Raw genomic sequence first — 19,910 nt, forward strand, 5'->3', positions numbered from 1 at the left:
TCCCTCAGGGCAGGTCGGGATCCGGATGCTCCGCGGCGAACCGGTCAGCGGTCCCTTCGTCGACAAGGCCGTTGTCGGTGAGCCAGTCCACCGCGCGACGACGTGCGCGGTTGTCGCTGAAGGTGGTCCAGACGGAAACGAGTTCAGGGAATCCGTCGTGTAACTCGTTTTTGAAACGGCGGAAGGCTCCCTTGCCGCGGAGGGCATTCGCCAGCCGTCGGCCGGTCCGTTCGTCGCTGATACCCGCCGCGAAGTCGGCCATGTCCTCGTACCAGACACCGGACGGCAAGGGGTCGATCACCACCAGGTCCACGTCATCGAGGTCGATCGGATTCCGGCCGTCGATCCCGCCGTCCTGTGTCCACAGGCCCATCTCGCCGGTCCGTGGGTCGACCAGGTGAAAGTATTCGTAGTCGGTCTGGTCCTGCAGGGCCATCGCGATGTCGCCGATGTGGAACTTCTCCAAGTCGAGCATGCCTATGCCCTTGCGGTGAGGCGCTGGTTGGTCTCGTCGAGGTCAAAGCGCGCGGCGTCGAACTGGCCAGGGTCGTCGATGCCGAGCCAGCCGACTATGTCCTGGTGTTCCTCGTGGCCGGGATCGCCGAGGATCTGGATCAACCTCGCGTAACCCCCGGTGCCGCCGACATCCTCCGGCGGGCACGCCGCTTGGCCCGCGACACACCGCGGATAACGCCCATCGGCCGTGGCGACCGTGGCTTCCTCGATGAGAATCTCGTGGTCCCAGCTGTCGCCGAAGTCGTAGTTGTACAAGAGGCGGCCGCCGGGCTTCACCAAGTCGTCCAGCCGCACTTTCCGTTCGTCGCGGTACTGCAGTTCAGGTTCGGCCTCGCCGTAGTAGGTCTCCCCATCGAGGAAGTAGTGCAGGTGATAGTTATCCCAGCCCATTACGGCCTGGATGACCTCGTGGAGCCGGTCGAGCGGGATGGCCGCCGGAACCAGCACCCGCCGCCACACCGGAAGACCTTCGATTTCCAGCAGAGTGATTTTCACCTGGTAGATCGGATCACCGGCTTCCGGCATCCCCAGGAGCCGCCGCATGCCGAACCGGCCGAGTTCGGTCAGCTCAGCCGATTCACCCCGGAGGGTCACCGCTCCCAATCGCTGTAGGACCTCGAGCGTCTCCTTGGTGTCGCGGTCATTCGAGCGTCGCAACATCTCGAACTGCAGTTCGGTGAGATCGTCCAAGACCCAAGGCGCGCTGACGACATCCCACACGATCGCGCGCAAGCTCTCGATGCCGACGGCACCGTCGGTGTTGTACAACGCCGCCAACGCGGCGCGGCTGCCGTGCGCGAACTCCGGGCGCAGCAGTGACTCGCCGAATCCCGAGTGCAGGAACGCCTCGCCCAGCTGGTCGAATCCGGTGAACAACGCGAGCCACAACTTCTGTGGGTCATCGAGAAGCGCCTGATTCTTCTTCACCGGCACCAGCCGTTGGCCTGTCTTGCGGACCAGTCGCGCCACCTTGGCGCACTCCACGACGAGCATCAGGTTGGGCAGCTCCTCGCTCGACCTGGTTTTGTACACGCGGTCGCCGATGGCCCGGTCGAGCACGTCTGCGGTGCCCAGCAGCGGCACCAGTGCCCTGGCGTCAGCCATGGTAAGCCGCCCGGTTTGGGTGAGTTTGCGCCCCGCGCCCACCCATTCTGTGAACGCGCGCACCTGCTCGACCAGTTCGGACTTCACCGCGAGATCCATGCAGCCCCTTTCAGACTTCCAGGACACTAGTCATCGAGCCGGCACAGGTCACTCAACCCCGCTTTGATCTGCTCCGGTGTCATGCTTTGTCGCTGGTAGACGTACTGCGCGGCCGCCAGTGGCGCGAGCAGCGCGTCGGCCCGGAAATGCGCATCCGCATTCGGCTCGATCTCGCTGATCAACGCGACCAGATGACTGTGGTGCAGCCGGTAGGCGCCGGTCACGAAGCGCGCCATCGGCGTCGCCGTCTCCGCGACCATCAACAGTTCGCCATGTGTCTCGAGCCTGTCGACGTAATTTTCGAGGAACGCCCTGAGTCTTTGAGCTGCTGGCGCCCCCGGCCCGAGTGGCGGCGGCCCGCTGATGAACGCCTCCTGGAACTCGCGCTCGTTCTCGTCGAGCAACGCCTGCGCCAACGCGCCCTTGTCCGGGAACCGTCGATACACGGTCCCGATCCCGACGCCCGCCTCCGCCGCGACCTCGTCCAACGCGAGCCCGTCGATCCCTTTGGCCGCAACGAGCTCGGCCGCCGCGCGGACGATCTTCTGCCGGTTGCGAGCCGCGTCCGCCCGCTCTGGAGTCCCGGCCCCTGCGATGGGAAGCACTCGCCCAGCGTAACCGGTGGACAAGTGGAACTTTCTCCAGTTAACTAAGTGGAGAAAGTTCCACTTAAGGAGACTTGGATGTCCGTCGAACACTTCACGAGCGACGATGCTTCAACCTGGTTCCAACGGCTCGACCAGCAAATCTTCCTGGCCGACGTTCTCGCGCAAGACAGCGGCGCGGCGATGTCCGTCGGCTTCGCTCGCTACGGAAAGGGTGAGAAGAACCCGTGGAAGATGACCTACGACGAGGCTCTGGTCATCACTTCCGGCACCTTCACCGTCGAGGGACCTTCGGGCTCAGTGACTGCTCGGGCCGGCGAGGTGATCTACCTGCGTTCTGGCGCCGAGGTGGTCTACGTGGCCGATGAAGACACGGAACTGGTCTATGTCACCTACCCGCATTGGCTTGCCGCTACGGAGTCTTCAGCCGAAGCGCATCGCCTCGACGACTTCCACGAGGCCTAGCGGAGGTCGTCCAGCAAGGCGGGGAGGACGAGTTCCTCCTCTATGCGTACTCCGCGTCGCTCGAGGGCCGGCCGTAGTTCCGAATCCCAGGTCGCGTCGGCCGGCTTTCCTGTCAGCGAACCGCCTGCCACAGTCGTCGAGGAGTACGCCTCAGCGTCGAAACGCCAGGGCTCCCAGGCAATCCGGTCCCGCAGGGTGTTCCCGATCCGGATACCGCCCCAGTCGAAGTCACCGTGATACCTGAAACCGGCGCCGTCCATCGAGAGAAGATCGAGTAGACGTAGCACCGCAGCCGAGGGCTGGCCGTTCACGCAGACAAGAGGAGGGCAGACGGGTCCCAGCTCGTCGGCCGCCGAGGCGAGGACGATCGGGTTCTCGCAGACCGACACCATCCCGGCTCCGACGCCGAGCCGCGCTGCGCTCAACTGACGCAGTGTCAGGACACACGGTTCGCCGGATTCCTTCGCCAGCGCCAGCATGCGACCGGTCACCGTGTCCGCGCCACCTGGCAAACCGAGGCACAACACGGATGAGGAGAGTTCGTCACGGTGTACGCCGACCGCCGCCCAGGAGGTCCGGCGTTCGCCCGCTGTACCGTCTCCGGCCGGCGGGCTGCCGCGAAGGACCCTGGCCGCCGAGAGGACGATGGTCGCCAAAGGGCACCCATCATCCAAGCCGTGCGCGTCGCCCGTGGTTTCCGCCGCGAGCCGGCCCAGCGCGATGCCCTCCGAGGGCAACTCGGCGAGAACGCGGACAGCCGCGGTGATCAACGTCGACGCGATCTCCGGATCGGAAGCCAGCCTCCGGACCATGCCGGTGGAGTCCAACCACGCCCGCCACGTCGCCAGCAAGGGACGTCGTGCGATCAGTTCGTCCAGGGGGCTGAAGGCCGCCGACCAGGCTGCGGCCTCGGTTGATCGGGACGGCACGGTTCCGATCAACAGCCTCGTCACGTCGGCCAGCCCATCCGGGGCCGAACCGCTGCGACGAAGCACCGCGTCGACTTCGTCGAGAGAAACGCTCAGAGAGGCACCGGCCCCGGCCCGCCGCCCAAGCAGTCGTTCGATGGCCCTGCGCTGGTCATGTGTCGCCGAGCCGAGAGTGACGACTCCGCTCAACGGCCTGCCGGCGACCATCCGACGGCGCAAACGGTCAAGCAGCCAAGAGGTCTCTTCACCACCCAGAAGCCTGCGGAGGCGAACAAGATCGGCCATCAAGCGCTCGGCACGTAGGGGAGCGGCCGTTCTTCCTGAACACGTTCGCGGCCGTCCCAACGCCACGGGGTCACCAATACCGCGTCGATACCGTCGCGCCGGGCGAGCTGGGCGATGGCCAGCCCCGGCACCTGCGGATAACAACCCCACTCGCGCTCGCTGGTCATCACGACGTCGAGGTCGAACGCGGCGAGCAGGCCGAGGCACTTGGCCCGTGAGTCGTCGTCGACCCCGGCGAACGCTTCATCGAGCGCGACCAGACGCGGGGTATGAGGATTGGCCGAAGACGAGTAGAACGAGGAGGCCGCGGCGAAGAGCGGAACCGACGCGGCGAGCACCCGTTCACCGCCGGACGCCGGCCCGGTCGCCGACCGCCATTGGCCGTCCTGGTAGCGCTGGATCGCGAAGTCGTGCCAGGACCGGTAGTCCAGCGCACGGGTCAACTGTTCGACCCAGCCGCCGGCCGCGTCTTCGGCGTGCTCGCGGTTGATCTGCTCCTGCAGGAACCCGCCGACGGCGGTCCGGTCTTCCGCACTCCAGGCGTCGGCGGTCTGCCGTAACAACCGGTCCCGCACCCGGTCGAGCCCGGCTGGCGCCGTTCGCGAAGTACGCCACTGCAACCGCAGGCGCATTCCGGTCGAGGTTGGCCGGGCCTCCAGATCGGTGTTGATGGACCGAACCTGATCCTCGGCGTTGCCGATCAACTCTTGCAGCGTGCCCGCCACTTCGTTGATGAGGTGGTTCTCGAGAATTTCACGTTCCTTGGCCGAAAGCAGGTTCGCTCGCTGCTCGTTCTCCACTTCCAAAGCGGCCACCAGCGTCGGAATGTCCTGGGTTCGGCCTTGGAACAGCACATCGACGACGATGATCCCGTCCCGAACGGTCATGCCGACCGAATGGCCGTGCCTGGACAGCGCGTCGGTCAGCAGTTTGTGCTCAGCCGACACCTTCTGCTGCACCAGTTCCCAAGGCCGGTCCGCGTCGTCCACGCCGTCCAGCGAAGCGTTGATGGCCCGCGCGAGGGCGACAGCCGGGTTGGGCGCCCACTCCTTGCCGGGATCGGGGAACTCCACTTCAGGAACTGCCGTTGTCAACAGTCGCGTCGCTGCGAAGGCCCGCAGCTCATTGATGGCCTGGTCACGTTCGGCCACGGCGATCGAGATCGAACCTCGAAGTGTCTCGCGCCGCCCGTTGGCGTTACCCCGCTCTTCGCGCACCTCCTGCTCGTCTTTTCGCACCTGGTTCTCGCGGGCCTCCCGCTCGTCCAGTTCCATACCGACCACGGCGAGCTTCCGATAGAGCTCATCGACTCCCGCGCCCGCGGTCTCGACCAGTACCCGATGACGTTCCACCACGACCTCGGCGTCGGCGCGGGCCTCCGCGGCCGATTCCTGTGCTTCGCCATGGTGTTCGGCGGCGGCTCGAAGTTCGTCTTCGGCCTTGGCTGATCCGGCCCGTGCCCGAGCCAGCGCCCGCGCCGCGGGCCAAAGCCCGGCCAGGGCGACCCGGTAGTCACCAACGGCCTTGCGAACTCGGGCCACTTCGTCGGGATCCGTTGGCAGACCGACATCTCCGGCGAACTCGATGACCGTTCCGCGAGCTCGCTCGGCCGCGTCGACGCACTCGCCGGAAACGGTGACCGCTTCGCCGAGGCGGGCGTCGATCCGGCGTTTCGACTTATGTTCCTCGGCGAGCATGACATGAGCTTCGCGGAGATCGTTGTCCTTCGGTTGAGCCCGATGTTCCGCGGTGAGGGCGGCACGCTGGGCCACCAGGCTTTCGGCGGCGTCCGCCAACTCGGCGAGGCGCCGGTCCAGCTGGGCGCTCTCATCTCGCAGCCGACGGACGCGTTCCCTGCGCGCGGCTTCGCGCGCGCCCTCGCCCAGGTAACCGGCGGTGTCCTTGTGCCACACCCCGCTCAACACGCCGACGGCGAACTTGCCGTCCACCGCGACCCAAGTGCCCGCACCGGGACCGAGACCGATCGCGAGCAAGACCGATGCGACCACGTCGTCATCCAGGGCCGCCGCCTGCGGATCGGCCCGGTCCACCGCCGGCGCGAGCAAGGCGGTGAGGCCGCCCGACGGCGCGGCGTCGCCCGGCTTGACGACCACGTCGCCGGTCAGCGTGCTGTGCAGTTCACCGTCTGGGGTCACCCAAGCGTCGAGGATGCCAGCGGCCTCCAAAGCCGCTTCGAGTCCGGCCCGATGCTCCGCGCTGACACCGGGCACGAAGTCCACGACCTTCCACAGCGGAGCGCCGGGGAGCGTCGCACGTGCCTCTTCGTCACGGGTGTACGGCCTCGGCGGAGCGTCGTGACCACCCGCCTCGAGCCGGGCGATCTCGGCGACGATCGCTCGCCGCTCGTTTCCCGCCGCCGCTCGCTCGGCGTCGAGGGTGGCTTGCCTGCGACCGAGTTCGGAGGTCGCCCGCAGCACGGCTTCTTCCACGGCCGACGCCGCGGGGTTGGTACCGGACAGTGTTTCGGTCCACGAGTCCAGCGAGTCGAGCAGGCCGTCCATATCGGACAGGATGAATTGGTCGGTCGCGGCCAGGTATGAGCGGTAGGAGGCAACGAGCGCCGCACCATGCCCGGCGACACTCTCCTCGGCCGCTGTGATCCGCTCGGCGGCGTCCTGCTGCTCGGCGGTGATCCGATCCACGATCGCGCGTGCGGAACGCAACGCGGCCTCGGCCTGTGTCGCGGCGTCGAGCAACCGTTGCAGCTGCTCGACAGCCTTGCTCTGCCGTTCGATGAGAGCCTGCCCGGCTCGCTCGTCTTCGTCAGCGACGACAGCGGCATGTCCCTCGGCCACATACGCGGCCTCGGCGGCCTCGCGCGCGATGTCCTTGACTCGCGCCAGAATTTCCGAGTCGGCTTCGGTCGTTCGCCGTGCGGTTTCGGCTTGCTCTTCACGGCGTCGCAGGTTGTCGACGGCCGAGGTCAGGTCGCGTTCCCGCTCCGTGGCGAATCTCGAGAGCTTCTCGGCCTCTTCCCCCACCCTTTTCAGGTTTTCGGCGTCCCGCATTTCCGGACTGCTCTGCAACGCGGTGCGGCGTGCCTCCAGCCGGATTTTCGCGGTCGCCAACTCGGCGAGCGACCGTTGTGTTCCTTCGAGTGCCAGCGTCGCCTTTTCGTAAGCGGTCTCGGCTTCACCCAGCTCACGGCCGAGCTGTTCGTACCTGCTGTGGCTGTGCCGGACCGGTGCCGCACGACGTTTGGCCGCGATCCTGGAATAACGCCGGTAATGGGTGAGGAACTGTTCCGCCGCCGTCTTGGCTTCGGCGAGTGCGCGTAACGTCTCCCGTTCCTCGTCCAGTCCACGAAATGCTTCCGCGACCGTGGCCACCAAGGCAGGGTCGAGCGGCGGGAGCGCTTCGGTGAGCGCTCGGGACAGCAGTTTCTCGTCCGGCTTCTTCGACAGCTGCGGTTGCCGTAGCTGGATCAGAAGATTGACCAAGGCTTCGTAGCGGTGTGTCCCCAGCCCGAACAGTGCCTCGTCCACCGCCCGCCGGTATTCCGACGCGGTGTCGTACACCAGGCCGTGCCCGTCGACCGCGTCCTTGAGTTTCTCCCTGGTCAACGCCACCCTGGTCGGGCTCACCAGGGAGAGGTCCCGGCCGACGCGCTGGTCGGTGACGAAGAACCAGTGCCTGGCGATACCGCGTCCGGCGACGGCTTTGAGGCCGCAGCCGATCGTGCGGTACTCGGTGCTCCCGTCGGGAAGGGTGCGGCCGAATTCCAGCCAGGTGTAGCCGAGGCGTTCCTTGTGCGGATGTTTCCCGCCGAGCAGCAGATTCCATTCCATGCGTTTGTTGCGGTCGCCGTCCGGCTCCACTCGGTGCGCCGACAATTCGCCGTCGAGCAGGAACGGCAGAGTGAGCGCAAGCACCTTGGACTTGCCGGTTCCGTTGTTGCCGCGCAGCAACAAGCGGCCGTCGTGAAAATGGAACTCTTCGAGGTCGTAGTAGAACAGGTCGACCAGGCCGGCGCGAAGTGGTTGCCAGCGGGCCCGGTTCGGGACGGGCAAAGTCATTTCCCGGTCCTCCTCTCCCGAATGGTGGGCGCGTCGAGCCGGTAACGGCCGATCGCGGGCAGCGCACGCACCATCGGCGGATTCCCTTCGAAATCCTCGACGAGCCGCAGCGCGCGCAGCTTGTGCAGCGCGATGGCGAGGAGTTCCTCGTCAGCGCCTTCTTCGGTGACTCCGCGGCGCCAGTAGGTGGCGTGCTCACGGGCGATTTTCCGAACATACGCCAGCATCCGCTCGATCGGCACCGGTCCGGTCCGTGCCGCGAGATACTCGGCGACGAGCAAGGTGGCGTGGCCATCGGTGCGCTGCTCCGGCATGCGCACGTCGGTCAGTTCGTCGTCGGGGTCGACCATGGCGATGCCCTCCGCGCGGACTTCGGCGACCAGTCCCGTGGCCTCCTCGATCCGGTGCGTGATCGCGTGCCGCTGCCCGGTCAGGTACGCGCGTTCGTCATCGGGCAGCTCGTCGTAGTAGACCACCGGATCGTCGAGCAGGCGGCGAGTGAGCCGGTGGCGTAAGGCTCGATTGCGCAGGTCGTCGGTGTCGGCGACGGGCTCGTGGGCGAGCTCTTCCAGCCTGGTTTCGAAATCGATGGCGCTGATCGTCGAAGGGCCGCGGCCACTGGTCAGGAGGGCAGCCAGCACTCGGCGCTGTACGTCGTAGAGGACGTCCCCGTTGTCGCTCAGGTAGGCGTCTTCCTCGCCGGCGACACGCTCGAGCACACCCCAGGTGAGCAGCAATCGGACCGCGGCGACGAGATCCGAACGTTCATCGCGCCTGCTCAGCGTGAACGACACGCCCGCGTCGACGAGCTCGGGTTCACCCGCGGCGGCGAGCACGCCTTCGGCGAGGCGGCCGAGGGTGATCTGCGCGTCGGCGCGCTCCAAGACGACCAGTGCCAAGCAGAGCAGGACGTACCTGCGGCGGCCGAACGGCGGTTTGCCTTTACCGTCCCGCGCCGGATGGGTCTGGTCGGTCAACGTCGGCGCGGTTTTGAACAGCCGCGCGGATTCGGCGCCGACCGTCAGCCGCCATCCCGTCTCAAGGGAGAACCAATCACGCAGCTCCGCCGCGTGGCGCCTGACCAAGCGCAGAATCTCGTCGTCCGCGCTCGCTGTCAGCAACGGTTTGGTGAGCAGTGCCCGCAGGGCTTTCCGTTTCTGGGCAACGCTTTCATCGACGGGCGTGATCACGCGATCGCTTCCACTCGGCCACGGCCGACCAGGTCGATGATCTCGATCAGGTGCTCAGGCCCGCTCAGCACACCGTCCTCAGTGTCGATTCGCACCGTTCCGCCGCCACGCACGAGAGTGAGCCGGATCTCCATCGTGCCGTCACTGGTGGTGGTGCGGACTTCGTGGTCACCAGGGGCACGGGCCGAGAGCGCGTCGCCGAGAAGGCCGAGGAAGAGCCGGAACGCCCGAGCGTCGAGTTCGCCGAGCGCCGACAGCCGGGTCGGCCCTGGCGTCGCCAACCGCTCTCGCGCCTCGGCGACCTGCTCGGATTCGAAAGCCGCCTGCTCGGCGAGAATCCGTCGCTGCTCCGCACGGTCCGCGACTCGGTTGGGCTGGCCGCGTCGCTCGTAGGATCCCGTTTTGCGCAGTTGCGGGCTGATGTGCACCCCGGGCGCGTCCCGCCACGCAGTATTCGGGGCGGGCTGCGCTTCTTCCCACGCGGCAACGGTTTCGTGGTCGACAGTGAGGTGCCTCGCGGAACTGAGCCCGAAAGCCGTCCGCCACAGCCGGTGCGCCGCGCCATCGTCCGGGGCCTCGGCGAACCACCGTGCCAAGGTACGGAAATCAGCCGACCGATCGGAACGTCCGGAGCGACGCTCGTTGAGCGCGGCCACCGTGTCGATGAGCTGGGTGATCGCCGTGACAGCGGCGCCACGGAGCAGCCGAGCCTGCGACTGATGACGAGAATCGGCCGAGACGAACCAGTCGTGCAGCCCCCGCCAGCGATTTCGCCAACTGTCATGGCAATTCTCGATGGCGGCCGCGTTCTCGTGATCGTCCGGCGCGACATCCGCCGCCTCGCGCTTCGCGGCTACCATGAGCAGTTCTTCCACACCGGCTTCCTCGATCCGGCCGAGCAACGTGGCGATCTCCGCGCCCCGGTTCGCGAGATCCGCGATGAACCGGTTGACGTAGTCGATCAACCGTTGCTTGTACGCGACGAACGCCTCCACGTCCCCATCGGCGAAATCGATGACCCGGCGCAGTGACGCCATGAACGCCTGCGCGTTGTCGGCCAAACCGGTGAATCGCTCGGCGAGCGCGAGCAGCAGCAGATGCACCTTCGCCGGATCGAACTCCCGGGCCCCGGCCAGCTCCACGAGCGCCCGCAGTTGCGCCGCGATGTCCTCCAGCGCCACCGACTGCAGCGACCCACGGCGGCCCAGCGCCTGGTCATAAACCGCGAGTGCCTCTTCGGCGGCCTGGCCGGCCGCAGTGAGCTGGTAGAGATAGCGAGCGCGATGGAAGTCGGCGACACTGGTCACCCGGCTCGTGTCCGGATCGGCACGCAAGTTGCCCCAGTCGACCAGCTTGTCCAGCGCGTCCGCGACCTGATCGATGTCGCCCGGCCGGTTCAAGTCCGTCGTGACGTCCTCGGGGCGCATGTGCACGATGAACCGGTCCCTCGCCCGCGCGAACGTCAACAGGACGTCGCGATAAAGCGCGGCGTTCGGCGCGCTGAGGTGCGCGAACGGCTGGGGCTCCTGGTAGGCGGTCACGATCCTATTATGGGGAGGGCACCGACAGTTCCGATTGAGCCCCTCAGGTCGCCTGGTCAGCACGCTTTTGCGGCCGCCTGCGGTGCAGCTTGCCGCTCCGCCATGTCGGCGGCGGTCAGCGTCGCGGCCAGCTCCAGAGCCTCGGCGGGTGTCGTGTGTCAACCTTGATCGTCACAACGACAGCGAGTACATCATTGGCTTGTACACCATGCTGAAGAACGATCGCACCACGCCGTTCCGTACCGAGGTGATCGGGGGTCGAGGTTACGGTTAACCGGAGCGATCTGCCCGACGATTAGATCGTCGCGGTGTGCGCCCGCAGCCGGTCGCGCCAGCGCATTCTGATCCTGGAACTGTCCTTTCCGCCGGCCGAGTGTGTCGAGTGGATCGAGGCATACGGAGTCTGGCGACCTAGGCAGCGTCAAACCCGGCGTGGTCGGACGGTGTCGTTGAGTACAAGCCGCCCCAAGGTTGGGATCGCTCATGCTGGAGAACTACCTAACGCGCCAGCGTGCAAACTTGAACCTCCTGCTCGGCGGCCGGTCGGTGGAACTGGCGCACGGGGTATCGAGGATCCCGTCCACCCGCTTCACGTTGTACGTAGCAGTGCTCGCGCATCAAGGAACACCACTTGCCGGTGGTCATCGACCTGGCTAGCCGGGGCGTTTTCGGGATCGCTGTGGTTGGCGGCAAGGCCATGAACGATTTGGTAAAGCCCGCTCACGTCGGGCATCAGGGTTACGAACTCGTCGTAATGACCGCGCTCAGCCTGCATCATGTCTCGCGCCACGCTGAGTAACTCAATGATTCGCGGACGCGGGATCGTCTCAAGATTTTGGGTTAAGTAAGCGGGGAGCACGATCATTTGTGGCCATTCGGGTCGGCCGCACAGCTCGAGCCTCGACCAGAAGTCACGCCACCGGGTGACATCGGGTGGTGTCGCTCCTCCTGCGCCCCAAGTGAGCGTTGTCGGAGAATGGTTCAGGTTGAATTGGACGAGCCGCTTCCGCTTACCCCGAGTGCTTGAGCTGTGGGCAGTCAGCTCAGGCCTAAGTGTGTCAGCGACCTGCGCTGTTGTCAGGACAACCATCCAGTCTGCGAACCACCAGCCTGATCCGCTGCGGGCGAATGCTAGTTCGGTGACCGGGTGGCCGTTCGCTTTCGCTGCGGCATTTAGCTCTCCGTCCCAGTGAGGCGATGGGAATACGTAGAAGGGCTGAAGTCCGAGCGGACGTTGACAATATTCCCAGAGTTGCCCGAGATCAATGAGGACGTCGTGGAGACCTGCCCCAACGATGGTCGTTGTCTTCAGTTCTAGCTGCACGACCTTCCCGGGTTTCGTTGGTAACCAGCGGACATCGAGGTCTTCTCCACGGGCAGGCCACCAAAGAGCGGCCTTCGAGCGGTAGCGGTACGTCACGTACTGGCTCGCCCAGTGCTCCAGCGTCTTCTCCGGGATCGATACGGATGGCGCCATGAGCCGGAGTTTACGCGTTGTTGACGTGATCAAGAGATTGCTTCAACGGTCGACCCCGTATGGTCTAGGAGCTTGACCCGTAGCTTGGCCACTTGACGTGATGCCAACGGTTGCCGACGGGCCGCTGAGCGGCATAGATACGCGAAGTGGCTGACAGGTCGTGCGGCCGCGACGTGATCGACTCGCTTGCGCTGCTTCACGGTCGCATCCTGAGGCGCGGCCAGTGAAAAGGCGATTCCATGACCAAGAAGTATCGCCGTCTGTCTGGCGTTCCTGCCGCAAATGATGGCTACGGTCCCTGAACCGAAGATTGTGCCCAAGTCCGAACGGGGCCAAGCCTAAGCTGTCGCAGTCTTGGCGCGCTGCTGAAACGGAACGTGCAGCTCGAACATAGGGTCGCTGGAGAGTGTGCCCCCGGCAGGATTCGAACCTGCGACACCCGCTTTAGGAGAGCGGTGCTCTATCCCCTGAGCTACGAGGGCATGTACTGCCAGGCGCAGCCTACCGGGTGACGCGAGCCGCCCGAGCGCGAGGTCGCAAGTCGCACCCGGGCGGAGCAAGCGGCCGGCCCGGTGAAAGCCCCGAATGCCCCGAACGGCGGTTGCGCGGCAGGCCAACACGGCGTGCGGCCGGACAGCGACAGTGGCCGTCTAGTGACACTCGACCTGCGGATCCACCCAGGAGCAGCGACACTCAGGCCCGGCAAACCAGGGTCTGAATCGACGCCTAGATCGACACAGATGACCCATGCGGGTCACTCGTACGTGTCTGGTTTCGAAACCCTGAACAACAGTAGGTAATCTTCGTTAACGGGACGCGAGACGCCGCTCCCCCGGCTGCCGGAGGGCTTCGTTGATCAAGCTCATGTTCGCCGACGACGAGGAACTGGTCCGTTCGGGCCTGCGGGCCATGATGTCGGGCGCTGCCGATATCGAGATCGTGGGCGAGGCGAGCGACGGGAGATCAGCGGTCGAGGTCGCCCGGCGGTACCACCCTGACGTCGCGTTGCTCGACATCAAGATGCGGGCGCCCGACGACGGCATTCGCGCGCTGAGGGCCATCCTCGCCCTGCCGGATCCGCCGACCGTGGCGATGTTGACCACGTTCGACATCGACGACTACGTCAGTCTCGCGCTCAGGCTCGGGGCGAACGGCTTCTTGCTGAAGGACATCGACCCGGCGGCGCTCCTCCGGGCGGTGAGGGATCTCGCCAGGGGTGGCGCGGTGCTCGACCCGGGGGTCGCGGCGCGCATGGTCCAGTCGCACCGGGACGAGCAGCGGGCCGCGCAGCCGGCGCGCAAGCTGCTCGCGTCGCTGTCCGAGCGGGAGCGTGAGGTCGTCGGGCTGATCGGGCAGGGGCTGTCCAACGCGGAGATCGGCGGACGCCTTCACCTGTCCGAGGCCACGGTCAAGGGCTACGTCTCGGCCGTCCTGTCCAAGATCGGCGCGGCGAACCGGGTGCAGGCCGCGCTGCTGGCCTACCGCGGTGGCCTGCTCGACCAGTAATGATCCTCACCGCGCTCGAGTTCCTCGGTTTGATCGCGTTCGCGGCTTCGGGGGCGCTCGCGGCGGTGCGGGCCAGGTTGGACGTCTTCGGGGTGGTCGTCGTCGGGTTGACGACCGCGCTCGGCGGCGGGGTCATCCGTGACGTCCTGCTCGGGATCACGCCGCCCACCACCCTGCGGACGTGGCCGTATCTCGCGGTCTGTGGCGGGACGGCGCTGGTCGTGTTCGTCTTCCATCCGCAGATCGCGAAGCTGCGGCGCGCCGTGCTGCTGGCCGACGCGCTCGGGCTCGGGGTGTTCGCGACGGCGGGGACCACCATCGCGTTGAACGCGGGCGCCACTCCCTACGCGGCGTGCCTGATCGGCATGACGACGGGTATCGGCGGCGGCGCTGTGCGTGACCTTCTCCTGCGGGAAATCCCGCTCGTGCTGCGGAAGGAGATCTACGCGGTCGCGGCGCTCGCGGGGGCCGTGCTCGTCGTGATCGGTCACGCTCTGCGACTGCCACCGGGTGTGGTGACGCTGGCAGCAGCCGCCGCCGTGGTGGGGGTCCGGATGCTCGCTTTGTGGCGGAGATGGAACGCACCCGTTGCAAAAGGGCCCGAGACCGGCTGAAACGTCTTCCGGATCGCCGGATTTCCTTTGTTGGTTCTGTGTGTGTTCTTAGGCGAGTCTCAGCACTCTGCGTAAGACTGTCGCCATGCGCATCCTCGTGGTGGACGACGACAGGGCCGTCCGTGAATCACTCAGGCGATCCCTTGAGTTCAATGGGTACCAGGTGGAGCTGGCCGGGGACGGCGCACAGGCCTTGGAAGCGATCATCGCCAACAGACCCGACGCGATGGTCCTCGACGTGATGATGCCGCGGCTCGACGGCCTCGAGGTCGCCCGCAGGCTGCGAAGCACGGGGGACGACCTGCCGATTCTCGTGCTCACCGCGCGGGACACCGTCTCCGACCGGGTGTCCGGTCTCGACGCCGGCGCCGACGACTACCTGCCGAAGCCCTTCGCGCTCGAAGAGCTTCTCGCGCGCCTTCGCGCGCTTCTGCGCCGGGCGATCCCGGATCCGCAGGCCGGACAGAACGCCGAGGTCCTCTCGTTCGCGGACCTCACCTTGGACCCGGGGACGCGCGAGGTGCGCCGGGCGGGGCGGGAGATCAGTCTCACGAGGACCGAATTCGCCCTGCTGGAGCTGTTCCTCTCCTACCCGAAGCACGTTCTGACCCGCAGCCGGATCCTGGAGGAAGTGTGGGGATACGACTTCCCGACGTCGGGCAACGCGCTGGAGGTCTACGTCGGCTATTTGCGCCGAAAGACCGAGGCTGGGAACGAACCGAGGCTGATCCACACGGTGCGGGGAGTGGGCTACGTGCTGAGGGAAACCCCGCCGTGACCGAACCGGTCCCGGTCGTCGACGTGTCCGAAAAGGATCCGCGCGGCGACCGCTGGAGCACGCGGCGCTTCTCGCTCCGCGGCCGGGTGACGCTGCTCGCGGCCGCTTCGGTGGCGGGCGCGGTGGCGCTGGTGTCGCTCGGCGCGTATCTCGTCGTGAAGGACAACCTCTACCAGCAGGTGGACGACAACCTGCTCGCCCGCGCGCAGGCCGCGGTCGATTCGCCCCAGGTCCAGACCGAGCTGCAGCAGGTGCCGGGCGCCTTCCTGGCCAGCGCGGACCTGCAGATCGGGCAGCTGACGGTCGGGGAAAAGATCCGGCTGACCTTCCCGCAGTCCGGCAGCCGTCCGCCGTACGGCGCGGACGAGATCGCGGTCGCCACCGGGGAGTCGCCGTTCTCCTTGCGCACCGACCCGAAGACCGACAGCCGCGTCGTCGCCCTTCCGCAGGGGGACGGCCAGGCGATGGTGCTCGCCCAGTCGCTCGGGCCGACGAAGCGCACCCTGAACGAGCTTTCCGTGGTCCTGTTCCTGATCGGCGGCGCCGGGATCCTGGTCGCCGCGGCCGCGGGAACGGCCGTCGCGAGAGCGGGCCTGCGGCCGGTCGACAGACTCACGTCGGCGGCGGAACGCGTCGCCACCACGGGTGATCTGCGGCCGATCCCGGTCAGCGGCGACGACGAACTCGCCCGCCTCACCCAGAGTTTCAACACGATGCTGGGCACGGTCGCCGAATCGCAGGAACGGCAACGGCAACTCGTCGCCGACGCGGGCCACGAACTCCGCACCCCGCTGACGTCGCTTCGCACCAACCTGGAACTTCTCCTTTCCGCGAGCAGGCCGGGCGCGCGGACGCTGTCCGACGAGGACCGCAGCGACATCGAGGCCGACATCCGCGGCCAGCTCGACGAGCTGACCCAGCTGATCGGCGACCTCGTCGAGCTGGCACGCCAGGACGAGCCGCGGATCGAGCACGAACGGGTCGAGATGGTCGACGTCGTCGAGCGCGCGCTGGACAGGGCGCGCCGCCGCGCGGGCGAGATCGAGTTCGACGTCTCGCTACAGCCGTGGGTGCTGACCGGTGACACGAGTGCGCTGGAGCGCGCGGTGCTGAACCTGCTGGACAACGCGGTGAAGTTCTCGCCGGAAGGAACGACGGTCGGGGTCCGGCTGTACCCGGTCGGCGACGGCACCGCGGTGCTCGAAGTCGAAGACTCCGGGCCGGGGATCGCCGACGAGGACCTGCCGAAGGTGTTCGACCGCTTCTACCGCTCATCGGAGGCGCGGACGTTGCCTGGTTCCGGGCTCGGCCTCGCCATCGTCCAGCACGCGGCGCAGCGGCACGGCGGCGACGTCTACGCGGGCCGCGCGTCCACCGGTGGCGCGCTGATGACCTTGCGGCTCCCGGGAGCTCCCGCCTGACGGGTGATTACGCTGACGGGTGATGAGCACCGAGAACGCGCCTGAGCCGCCGCCCCGCCGTCTGCTGTGGACACTGCTGGTGGCCGCGGTGCTGCTGGCCGCCGACCAGCTGACCAAATGGTGGGCCGTCGACGCCCTCACCGGACAGGCGCCGATCCCGGTGATCGGCGACTTCATCCGGTTCCGGCTGCTCTACAACCCGGGCGCGGCGTTCTCGCTGGGCGCGAACTCCACCTGGGTCTTCGCGATCCTGGCGGCGGCCGCGGTGGTCGCGCTGCTGTGGATCTCCCGCAAGGTCCGTTCGGCGGGCTGGGCGATCTCGCTCGGGCTGCTGCTCGGCGGCGCCACGACGCATCTGGGCGACCGACTGTTCCGCGAGCCCGGCTTCGCGCGCGGCCATGTCGTCGACTTCATCGACTACAACGGCTGGTTCGTCGGGAACGTCGCCGACATCGCGTTGTTCTTCGGCGCCGTCTCGCTTTTCGTGCTGAGCTTCCGCGGCGTTCCGATCGAGGGCGTCAAGGAGTAACGAGACAGAACTCGTTCCCTTCCGGATCCGCGAGCATGACCAATCCGTCTTCGGGACGCGCCAGTACCCGTGCGCCCAGGGCGACGAGCCGTTCGACGCTGTCTCCCCTCAGGTCCAGATGCACCCGGTTCTTGGTGATCTTGGGTTCCGGAACCAGATTGAAGAAGAGCCGCGGTCCCGACGCCGCCTCGACCAGCACCGAAGGATCTTCCTCCGGGCCCGAAAATCCCAGTGAACGAAGGCGATCAAGCTCTTCTTCGTCATAGGGTGCGACTTCGTAGCCGTCGAGCACGGATGCCCAGAAGCGCGCCAGCGAAGCGGGATGACGGCAGTCGAAGACGACGTCGCGAAGCCTGGCCATGGCCTCATGGTGGCAGGCGGCTCAGCTCGTCGCGCCATGTTTGATCGCGTAGGATTTTGTGTAGTTGGCCCAGTGCAGTCATCGGAGGCATCGTGCTCGCGCGGCAACGACAGGCGGTGATCCTCGAGGAGGCGCGCCGGACCGGCGCGGTCCGGGTCAGCGATCTCGTCGCGAGGCTCGGCGTCTCCGATATGACGGTGCGCCGCGACCTCGACGTGCTCGCCGGCCGCGGACTGGTCGAGAAGGTCTACGGCGGCGCCACCTCCGTCGTCGGCAAGAGCACCGACGAGCCCGGATTCGAGGCCAAATCCGTGCGCCAGCGCGCGCAGAAGGAGGCCATCGCCGCCCTCGCCGCCGGGCTGGTCCGGCCGGGCACCGCGATCGGCGTCTCCGCGGGCACCACCACGTGGACGCTGGCGAGGGCGCTCGACGACGTCCCCGGCCTGACGATCGTCACGAACTCCATCCAGGTCGCCGACGTGCTGCGCGGCGTGAATCAGCCGGATCGCACGGTGGTCCTCACCGGCGGCGTCCGCACCCCGTCGGACGCGCTGGTCGGGCCGGTCGCCGTGCAGACCCTGCGATCGCTGCACCTGGACGTCGTCTTCCTCGGCGTGCACGGGATGGCCGAGGGGCCCGGGTTCACCACGCCGAACCTCACCGAATCCGAGACCGACCGCGCGCTGGTCGAAGCGGGCCGCAAGCTGGTCGTGCTGGCCGACCACACCAAATGGGGCATCGTCGGCATTTCCACGATCGCCGGGCTCGAAGAGGCCGACGTCGTCGTCTCGGACGACGGTTTGTCCGACAAGGCGAGGGAAACCCTCACCGAGCAGGCGGGTGAGCTGATGATCGCCGAAACGGCGGAAACGGCAGAAGCCGAAGAAGCGTGAAGTCGACGGCCGGGGGCGCCATACTCATGTGCGATGCACAGCTTTGGCTCAGGAACTTCTCAGGACCATCCCGCAAGGTGAAGACATGACCGAGAACGACCCCAGCGGCCAGGACGCCGAGAAGGCGCGGCCCGCCGGCGCTCAGCCGGACGCGGAGCAGAGCGCGAGCTGGGCGGCCCAGCCCGCGCCGCAGCAGCCTGACGCGACCGGCCTCGGCGGCCATGCCACTCCGCACACCGGAGCGCAGCAGGCTTACAACCCGTGGGCTCCCCAGTCGCAGACGCAGACCCAGCAGGCGCCCGCTCAGGAGCACCACGCCCAGGGCCAGTACACCCAGGGACACCAGATCCCCGGCCAGCAGACGCCGTTCACCCAGCCGGGGCCGTCGATGTACGCGGTCCCGCAGCAGCGGCAGGCGCAGAAGTCCACGCCGGGCAAGCTGCTCGCCGGTGTCGCGGCGATCGCGCTGGTCGTCGGCGGCGTCGCGGGCGGCACGGTCGGCTACCTGACCGGTGACGCGTCCGGCGGCTCCTCCGTGAACGCGCTCGACGCGCCGAAGCCGGCCCAGCAGACGGGCAATCTGCCCGCCGGTTCCGTCGAATCGGTGGCGCAGAAGCTGTCGCCGAGCGTCGTCGAGCTCCAGGTGTCCGGGCGATCGGGTGCGGGTGAGGGCTCCGGCTTCGTGCTCAGCACCGACGGCTACGTGCTGACCAACAACCACGTCGTCGAGGTCGCCGCCGGTGGCGGGCAGATCCAGGCGGTGTTCCAGGACGGCAAGAAGGGCACGGCGACCGTCGTCGGCCGTGACCCGACGACCGATATCGCCGTGGTGAAGGTCAGCGGCGTCAGCGGTCTGACCCCGGTGGAACTCGGCCGCTCCGACGACCTGCGCGTCGGGCAGCCGGTGGTCGCCATCGGCTCGCCGTTCGAACTGACGGGCACGGTCACCTCGGGCATCGTCAGCGCGCTGAACCGGCCGGTGAGCGCCGGTGGCAACGGCGACCAGACCACGGTGATGTCGGCGGTGCAGACCGACGCGGCGATCAACCCCGGCAACTCCGGCGGCCCGCTCGCGAACATGGCCGGCCAGGTCATCGGCATCAACTCGGCGATCTACAGCCCGAAGTCCGCGCAGGGCCAGGGCGGCGAGAGCGGCGGCAACGTCGGCATCGGTTTCGCGATCCCGATCGACCAGGCGCGCCGCACGGCCGACGACATCATCAACACCGGACAGGCGACGCAGACCTTCATCGGCGCACGCGTGCAGACGGCGCCGGCGGGCGGGGCGCAGCTCGGTGAGATCTCGCCGGGCAGCCCGGCGGAGAAGGCGGGCCTCAAATCCGGTGACGTCGTGACGAAGCTGGACGACCGCTCGATCCCCAACGCGGACGCCCTCGTCGCCGAGATCCGCACCCGGGCGCCGAACGACAAGGTGAAGTTCACGCTCAGCGGGGACAAGGTCATCGAGGTGACCCTCGGCGGGCAGCCCGTCACCCCGAACTAGCCCTTCCAGAGACGCTCGGCCGCAGTGCGCGGCCGAGACCAGCTCCGGCTCGAACC

General features: G+C 67.3%; 17 protein-coding genes and 1 tRNA gene. 8 read left to right on the forward strand and 10 right to left on the reverse strand.

Going from position 1 to position 19,910, the window contains the following annotated elements; translation table 11 throughout:
- Nucleotides 1-4 precede the first annotated feature (4 nt).
- From ACLJQ7_RS12585 to ACLJQ7_RS12595, 3 genes are read right to left on the reverse strand one after another with little or no spacing between them, the layout of a single operon-like run.
- The gene (locus ACLJQ7_RS12585; RefSeq protein ID WP_410648356.1) at nucleotides 5-475 is read right to left on the reverse strand and encodes a UPF0158 family protein; all 471 of its coding nucleotides are present in this window, start codon (nucleotides 473-475) and stop codon (nucleotides 5-7) included.
- A gap of 2 nt (nucleotides 476-477) precedes the next feature.
- The gene (locus ACLJQ7_RS12590) at nucleotides 478-1,719 is read right to left on the reverse strand and encodes a plasmid pRiA4b ORF-3 family protein (protein WP_410648357.1); all 1,242 of its coding nucleotides are present in this window, start codon (nucleotides 1,717-1,719) and stop codon (nucleotides 478-480) included.
- 26 nt (nucleotides 1,720-1,745) lie between these two features.
- A complete protein-coding gene (locus ACLJQ7_RS12595) occupies nucleotides 1,746-2,324 on the reverse strand; it encodes a TetR/AcrR family transcriptional regulator (RefSeq protein WP_410648358.1) in 579 nt (192 codons plus the stop codon).
- A 78-nt stretch (nucleotides 2,325-2,402) separates the two neighbouring features.
- Here ACLJQ7_RS12595 and ACLJQ7_RS12600 point away from each other — a divergent pair, with 78 nt between their 5' ends.
- Complete coding sequence (locus ACLJQ7_RS12600; protein ID WP_410648359.1) at nucleotides 2,403-2,789, forward strand: cupin; 387 nt, start codon at nucleotides 2,403-2,405, stop codon at nucleotides 2,787-2,789.
- Here the strand turns inward: ACLJQ7_RS12600 and ACLJQ7_RS12605 are convergent.
- The 6 genes from ACLJQ7_RS12605 to ACLJQ7_RS12630 all read right to left on the reverse strand — a co-directional run bounded on the left by ACLJQ7_RS12605 (nucleotide 2,786) and on the right by ACLJQ7_RS12630 (nucleotide 12,730).
- Nucleotides 2,786-4,003, reverse strand: coding sequence for a TIGR02679 family protein (locus ACLJQ7_RS12605; RefSeq protein WP_410648360.1), 1,218 nt, complete (start codon nucleotides 4,001-4,003; stop codon nucleotides 2,786-2,788). The two genes, ACLJQ7_RS12600 and ACLJQ7_RS12605, sit on opposite strands and share 4 nt — an antisense overlap.
- The gene (locus ACLJQ7_RS12610; RefSeq protein WP_410648361.1) at nucleotides 4,003-8,040 is read right to left on the reverse strand and encodes a TIGR02680 family protein; all 4,038 of its coding nucleotides are present in this window, start codon (nucleotides 8,038-8,040) and stop codon (nucleotides 4,003-4,005) included. Before ACLJQ7_RS12610 ends, ACLJQ7_RS12605 begins: the two co-directional genes overlap by 1 nt.
- A complete protein-coding gene (locus ACLJQ7_RS12615) occupies nucleotides 8,037-9,230 on the reverse strand; it encodes a TIGR02678 family protein (RefSeq protein ID WP_410648362.1) in 1,194 nt (397 codons plus the stop codon). The genes ACLJQ7_RS12610 and ACLJQ7_RS12615 overlap by 4 nt, the downstream gene beginning before the upstream one ends.
- Nucleotides 9,227-10,771, reverse strand: a complete 1,545-nt coding sequence (locus ACLJQ7_RS12620; RefSeq protein ID WP_410648363.1) for a TIGR02677 family protein — start codon at nucleotides 10,769-10,771, stop codon at nucleotides 9,227-9,229. Before ACLJQ7_RS12620 ends, ACLJQ7_RS12615 begins: the two co-directional genes overlap by 4 nt.
- 589 nt (nucleotides 10,772-11,360) lie before the next feature.
- Entirely contained in the window at nucleotides 11,361-12,248 is an 888-nt protein-coding gene (locus tag ACLJQ7_RS12625) for a hypothetical protein (RefSeq protein ID WP_410648364.1), read from the reverse strand.
- A 409-nt stretch (nucleotides 12,249-12,657) separates the two neighbouring features.
- A tRNA-Arg gene (locus tag ACLJQ7_RS12630) sits at nucleotides 12,658-12,730 on the reverse strand.
- A gap of 370 nt (nucleotides 12,731-13,100) precedes the next feature.
- Here ACLJQ7_RS12630 and ACLJQ7_RS12635 point away from each other — a divergent pair.
- The 5 genes from ACLJQ7_RS12635 to lspA all read left to right on the forward strand — a co-directional run bounded on the left by ACLJQ7_RS12635 (nucleotide 13,101) and on the right by lspA (nucleotide 17,096).
- Nucleotides 13,101-13,754 carry a response regulator gene (locus ACLJQ7_RS12635; protein WP_005155565.1) on the forward strand — a complete coding sequence of 218 codons (654 nt, stop codon included), beginning with the start codon at nucleotides 13,101-13,103 and terminating at the stop codon, nucleotides 13,752-13,754.
- On the forward strand, nucleotides 13,754-14,368 hold the full coding sequence (locus ACLJQ7_RS12640) for a trimeric intracellular cation channel family protein (protein WP_410648365.1): 615 nt from the start codon (nucleotides 13,754-13,756) through the stop codon (nucleotides 14,366-14,368). The genes ACLJQ7_RS12635 and ACLJQ7_RS12640 overlap by 1 nt, the downstream gene beginning before the upstream one ends.
- Nucleotides 14,369-14,453: 85 nt before the next feature.
- Nucleotides 14,454-15,146, forward strand: a complete 693-nt coding sequence (locus ACLJQ7_RS12645; protein WP_037340466.1) for a response regulator transcription factor — start codon at nucleotides 14,454-14,456, stop codon at nucleotides 15,144-15,146.
- Nucleotides 15,143-16,567: an ATP-binding protein gene (locus ACLJQ7_RS12650; protein ID WP_410648366.1), complete on the forward strand. Its 1,425-nt coding sequence runs from the start codon at nucleotides 15,143-15,145 to the stop codon at nucleotides 16,565-16,567. Before ACLJQ7_RS12645 ends, ACLJQ7_RS12650 begins: the two co-directional genes overlap by 4 nt.
- Before the next feature lie 22 nt (nucleotides 16,568-16,589).
- A complete protein-coding gene (gene lspA, locus ACLJQ7_RS12655; protein WP_410648367.1) occupies nucleotides 16,590-17,096 on the forward strand; it encodes a signal peptidase II in 507 nt (168 codons plus the stop codon).
- Here the strand turns inward: lspA and ACLJQ7_RS12660 are convergent.
- Nucleotides 17,086-17,457 (reverse strand): VOC family protein, encoded by a 372-nt coding sequence (locus tag ACLJQ7_RS12660; RefSeq protein WP_410648368.1) that lies wholly within the window; start codon nucleotides 17,455-17,457, stop codon nucleotides 17,086-17,088. The genes lspA and ACLJQ7_RS12660 overlap by 11 nt on opposite strands.
- Nucleotides 17,458-17,549: 92 nt before the next feature.
- Here ACLJQ7_RS12660 and ACLJQ7_RS12665 point away from each other — a divergent pair, with 92 nt between their 5' ends.
- Complete coding sequence (locus ACLJQ7_RS12665; RefSeq protein WP_410648369.1) at nucleotides 17,550-18,350, forward strand: DeoR/GlpR family DNA-binding transcription regulator; 801 nt, start codon at nucleotides 17,550-17,552, stop codon at nucleotides 18,348-18,350.
- 85 nt (nucleotides 18,351-18,435) lie between these two features.
- Complete coding sequence (locus ACLJQ7_RS12670) at nucleotides 18,436-19,854, forward strand: S1C family serine protease (RefSeq protein ID WP_410648370.1); 1,419 nt, start codon at nucleotides 18,436-18,438, stop codon at nucleotides 19,852-19,854.
- The last annotated feature ends 56 nt before the right edge of the window (nucleotides 19,855-19,910 follow it).

Origin of the sequence: Amycolatopsis sp. cmx-4-54 (genome assembly GCF_046548895.1) — a bacterium.
Lineage (GTDB): Bacteria > Actinomycetota > Actinomycetes > Mycobacteriales > Pseudonocardiaceae > Amycolatopsis.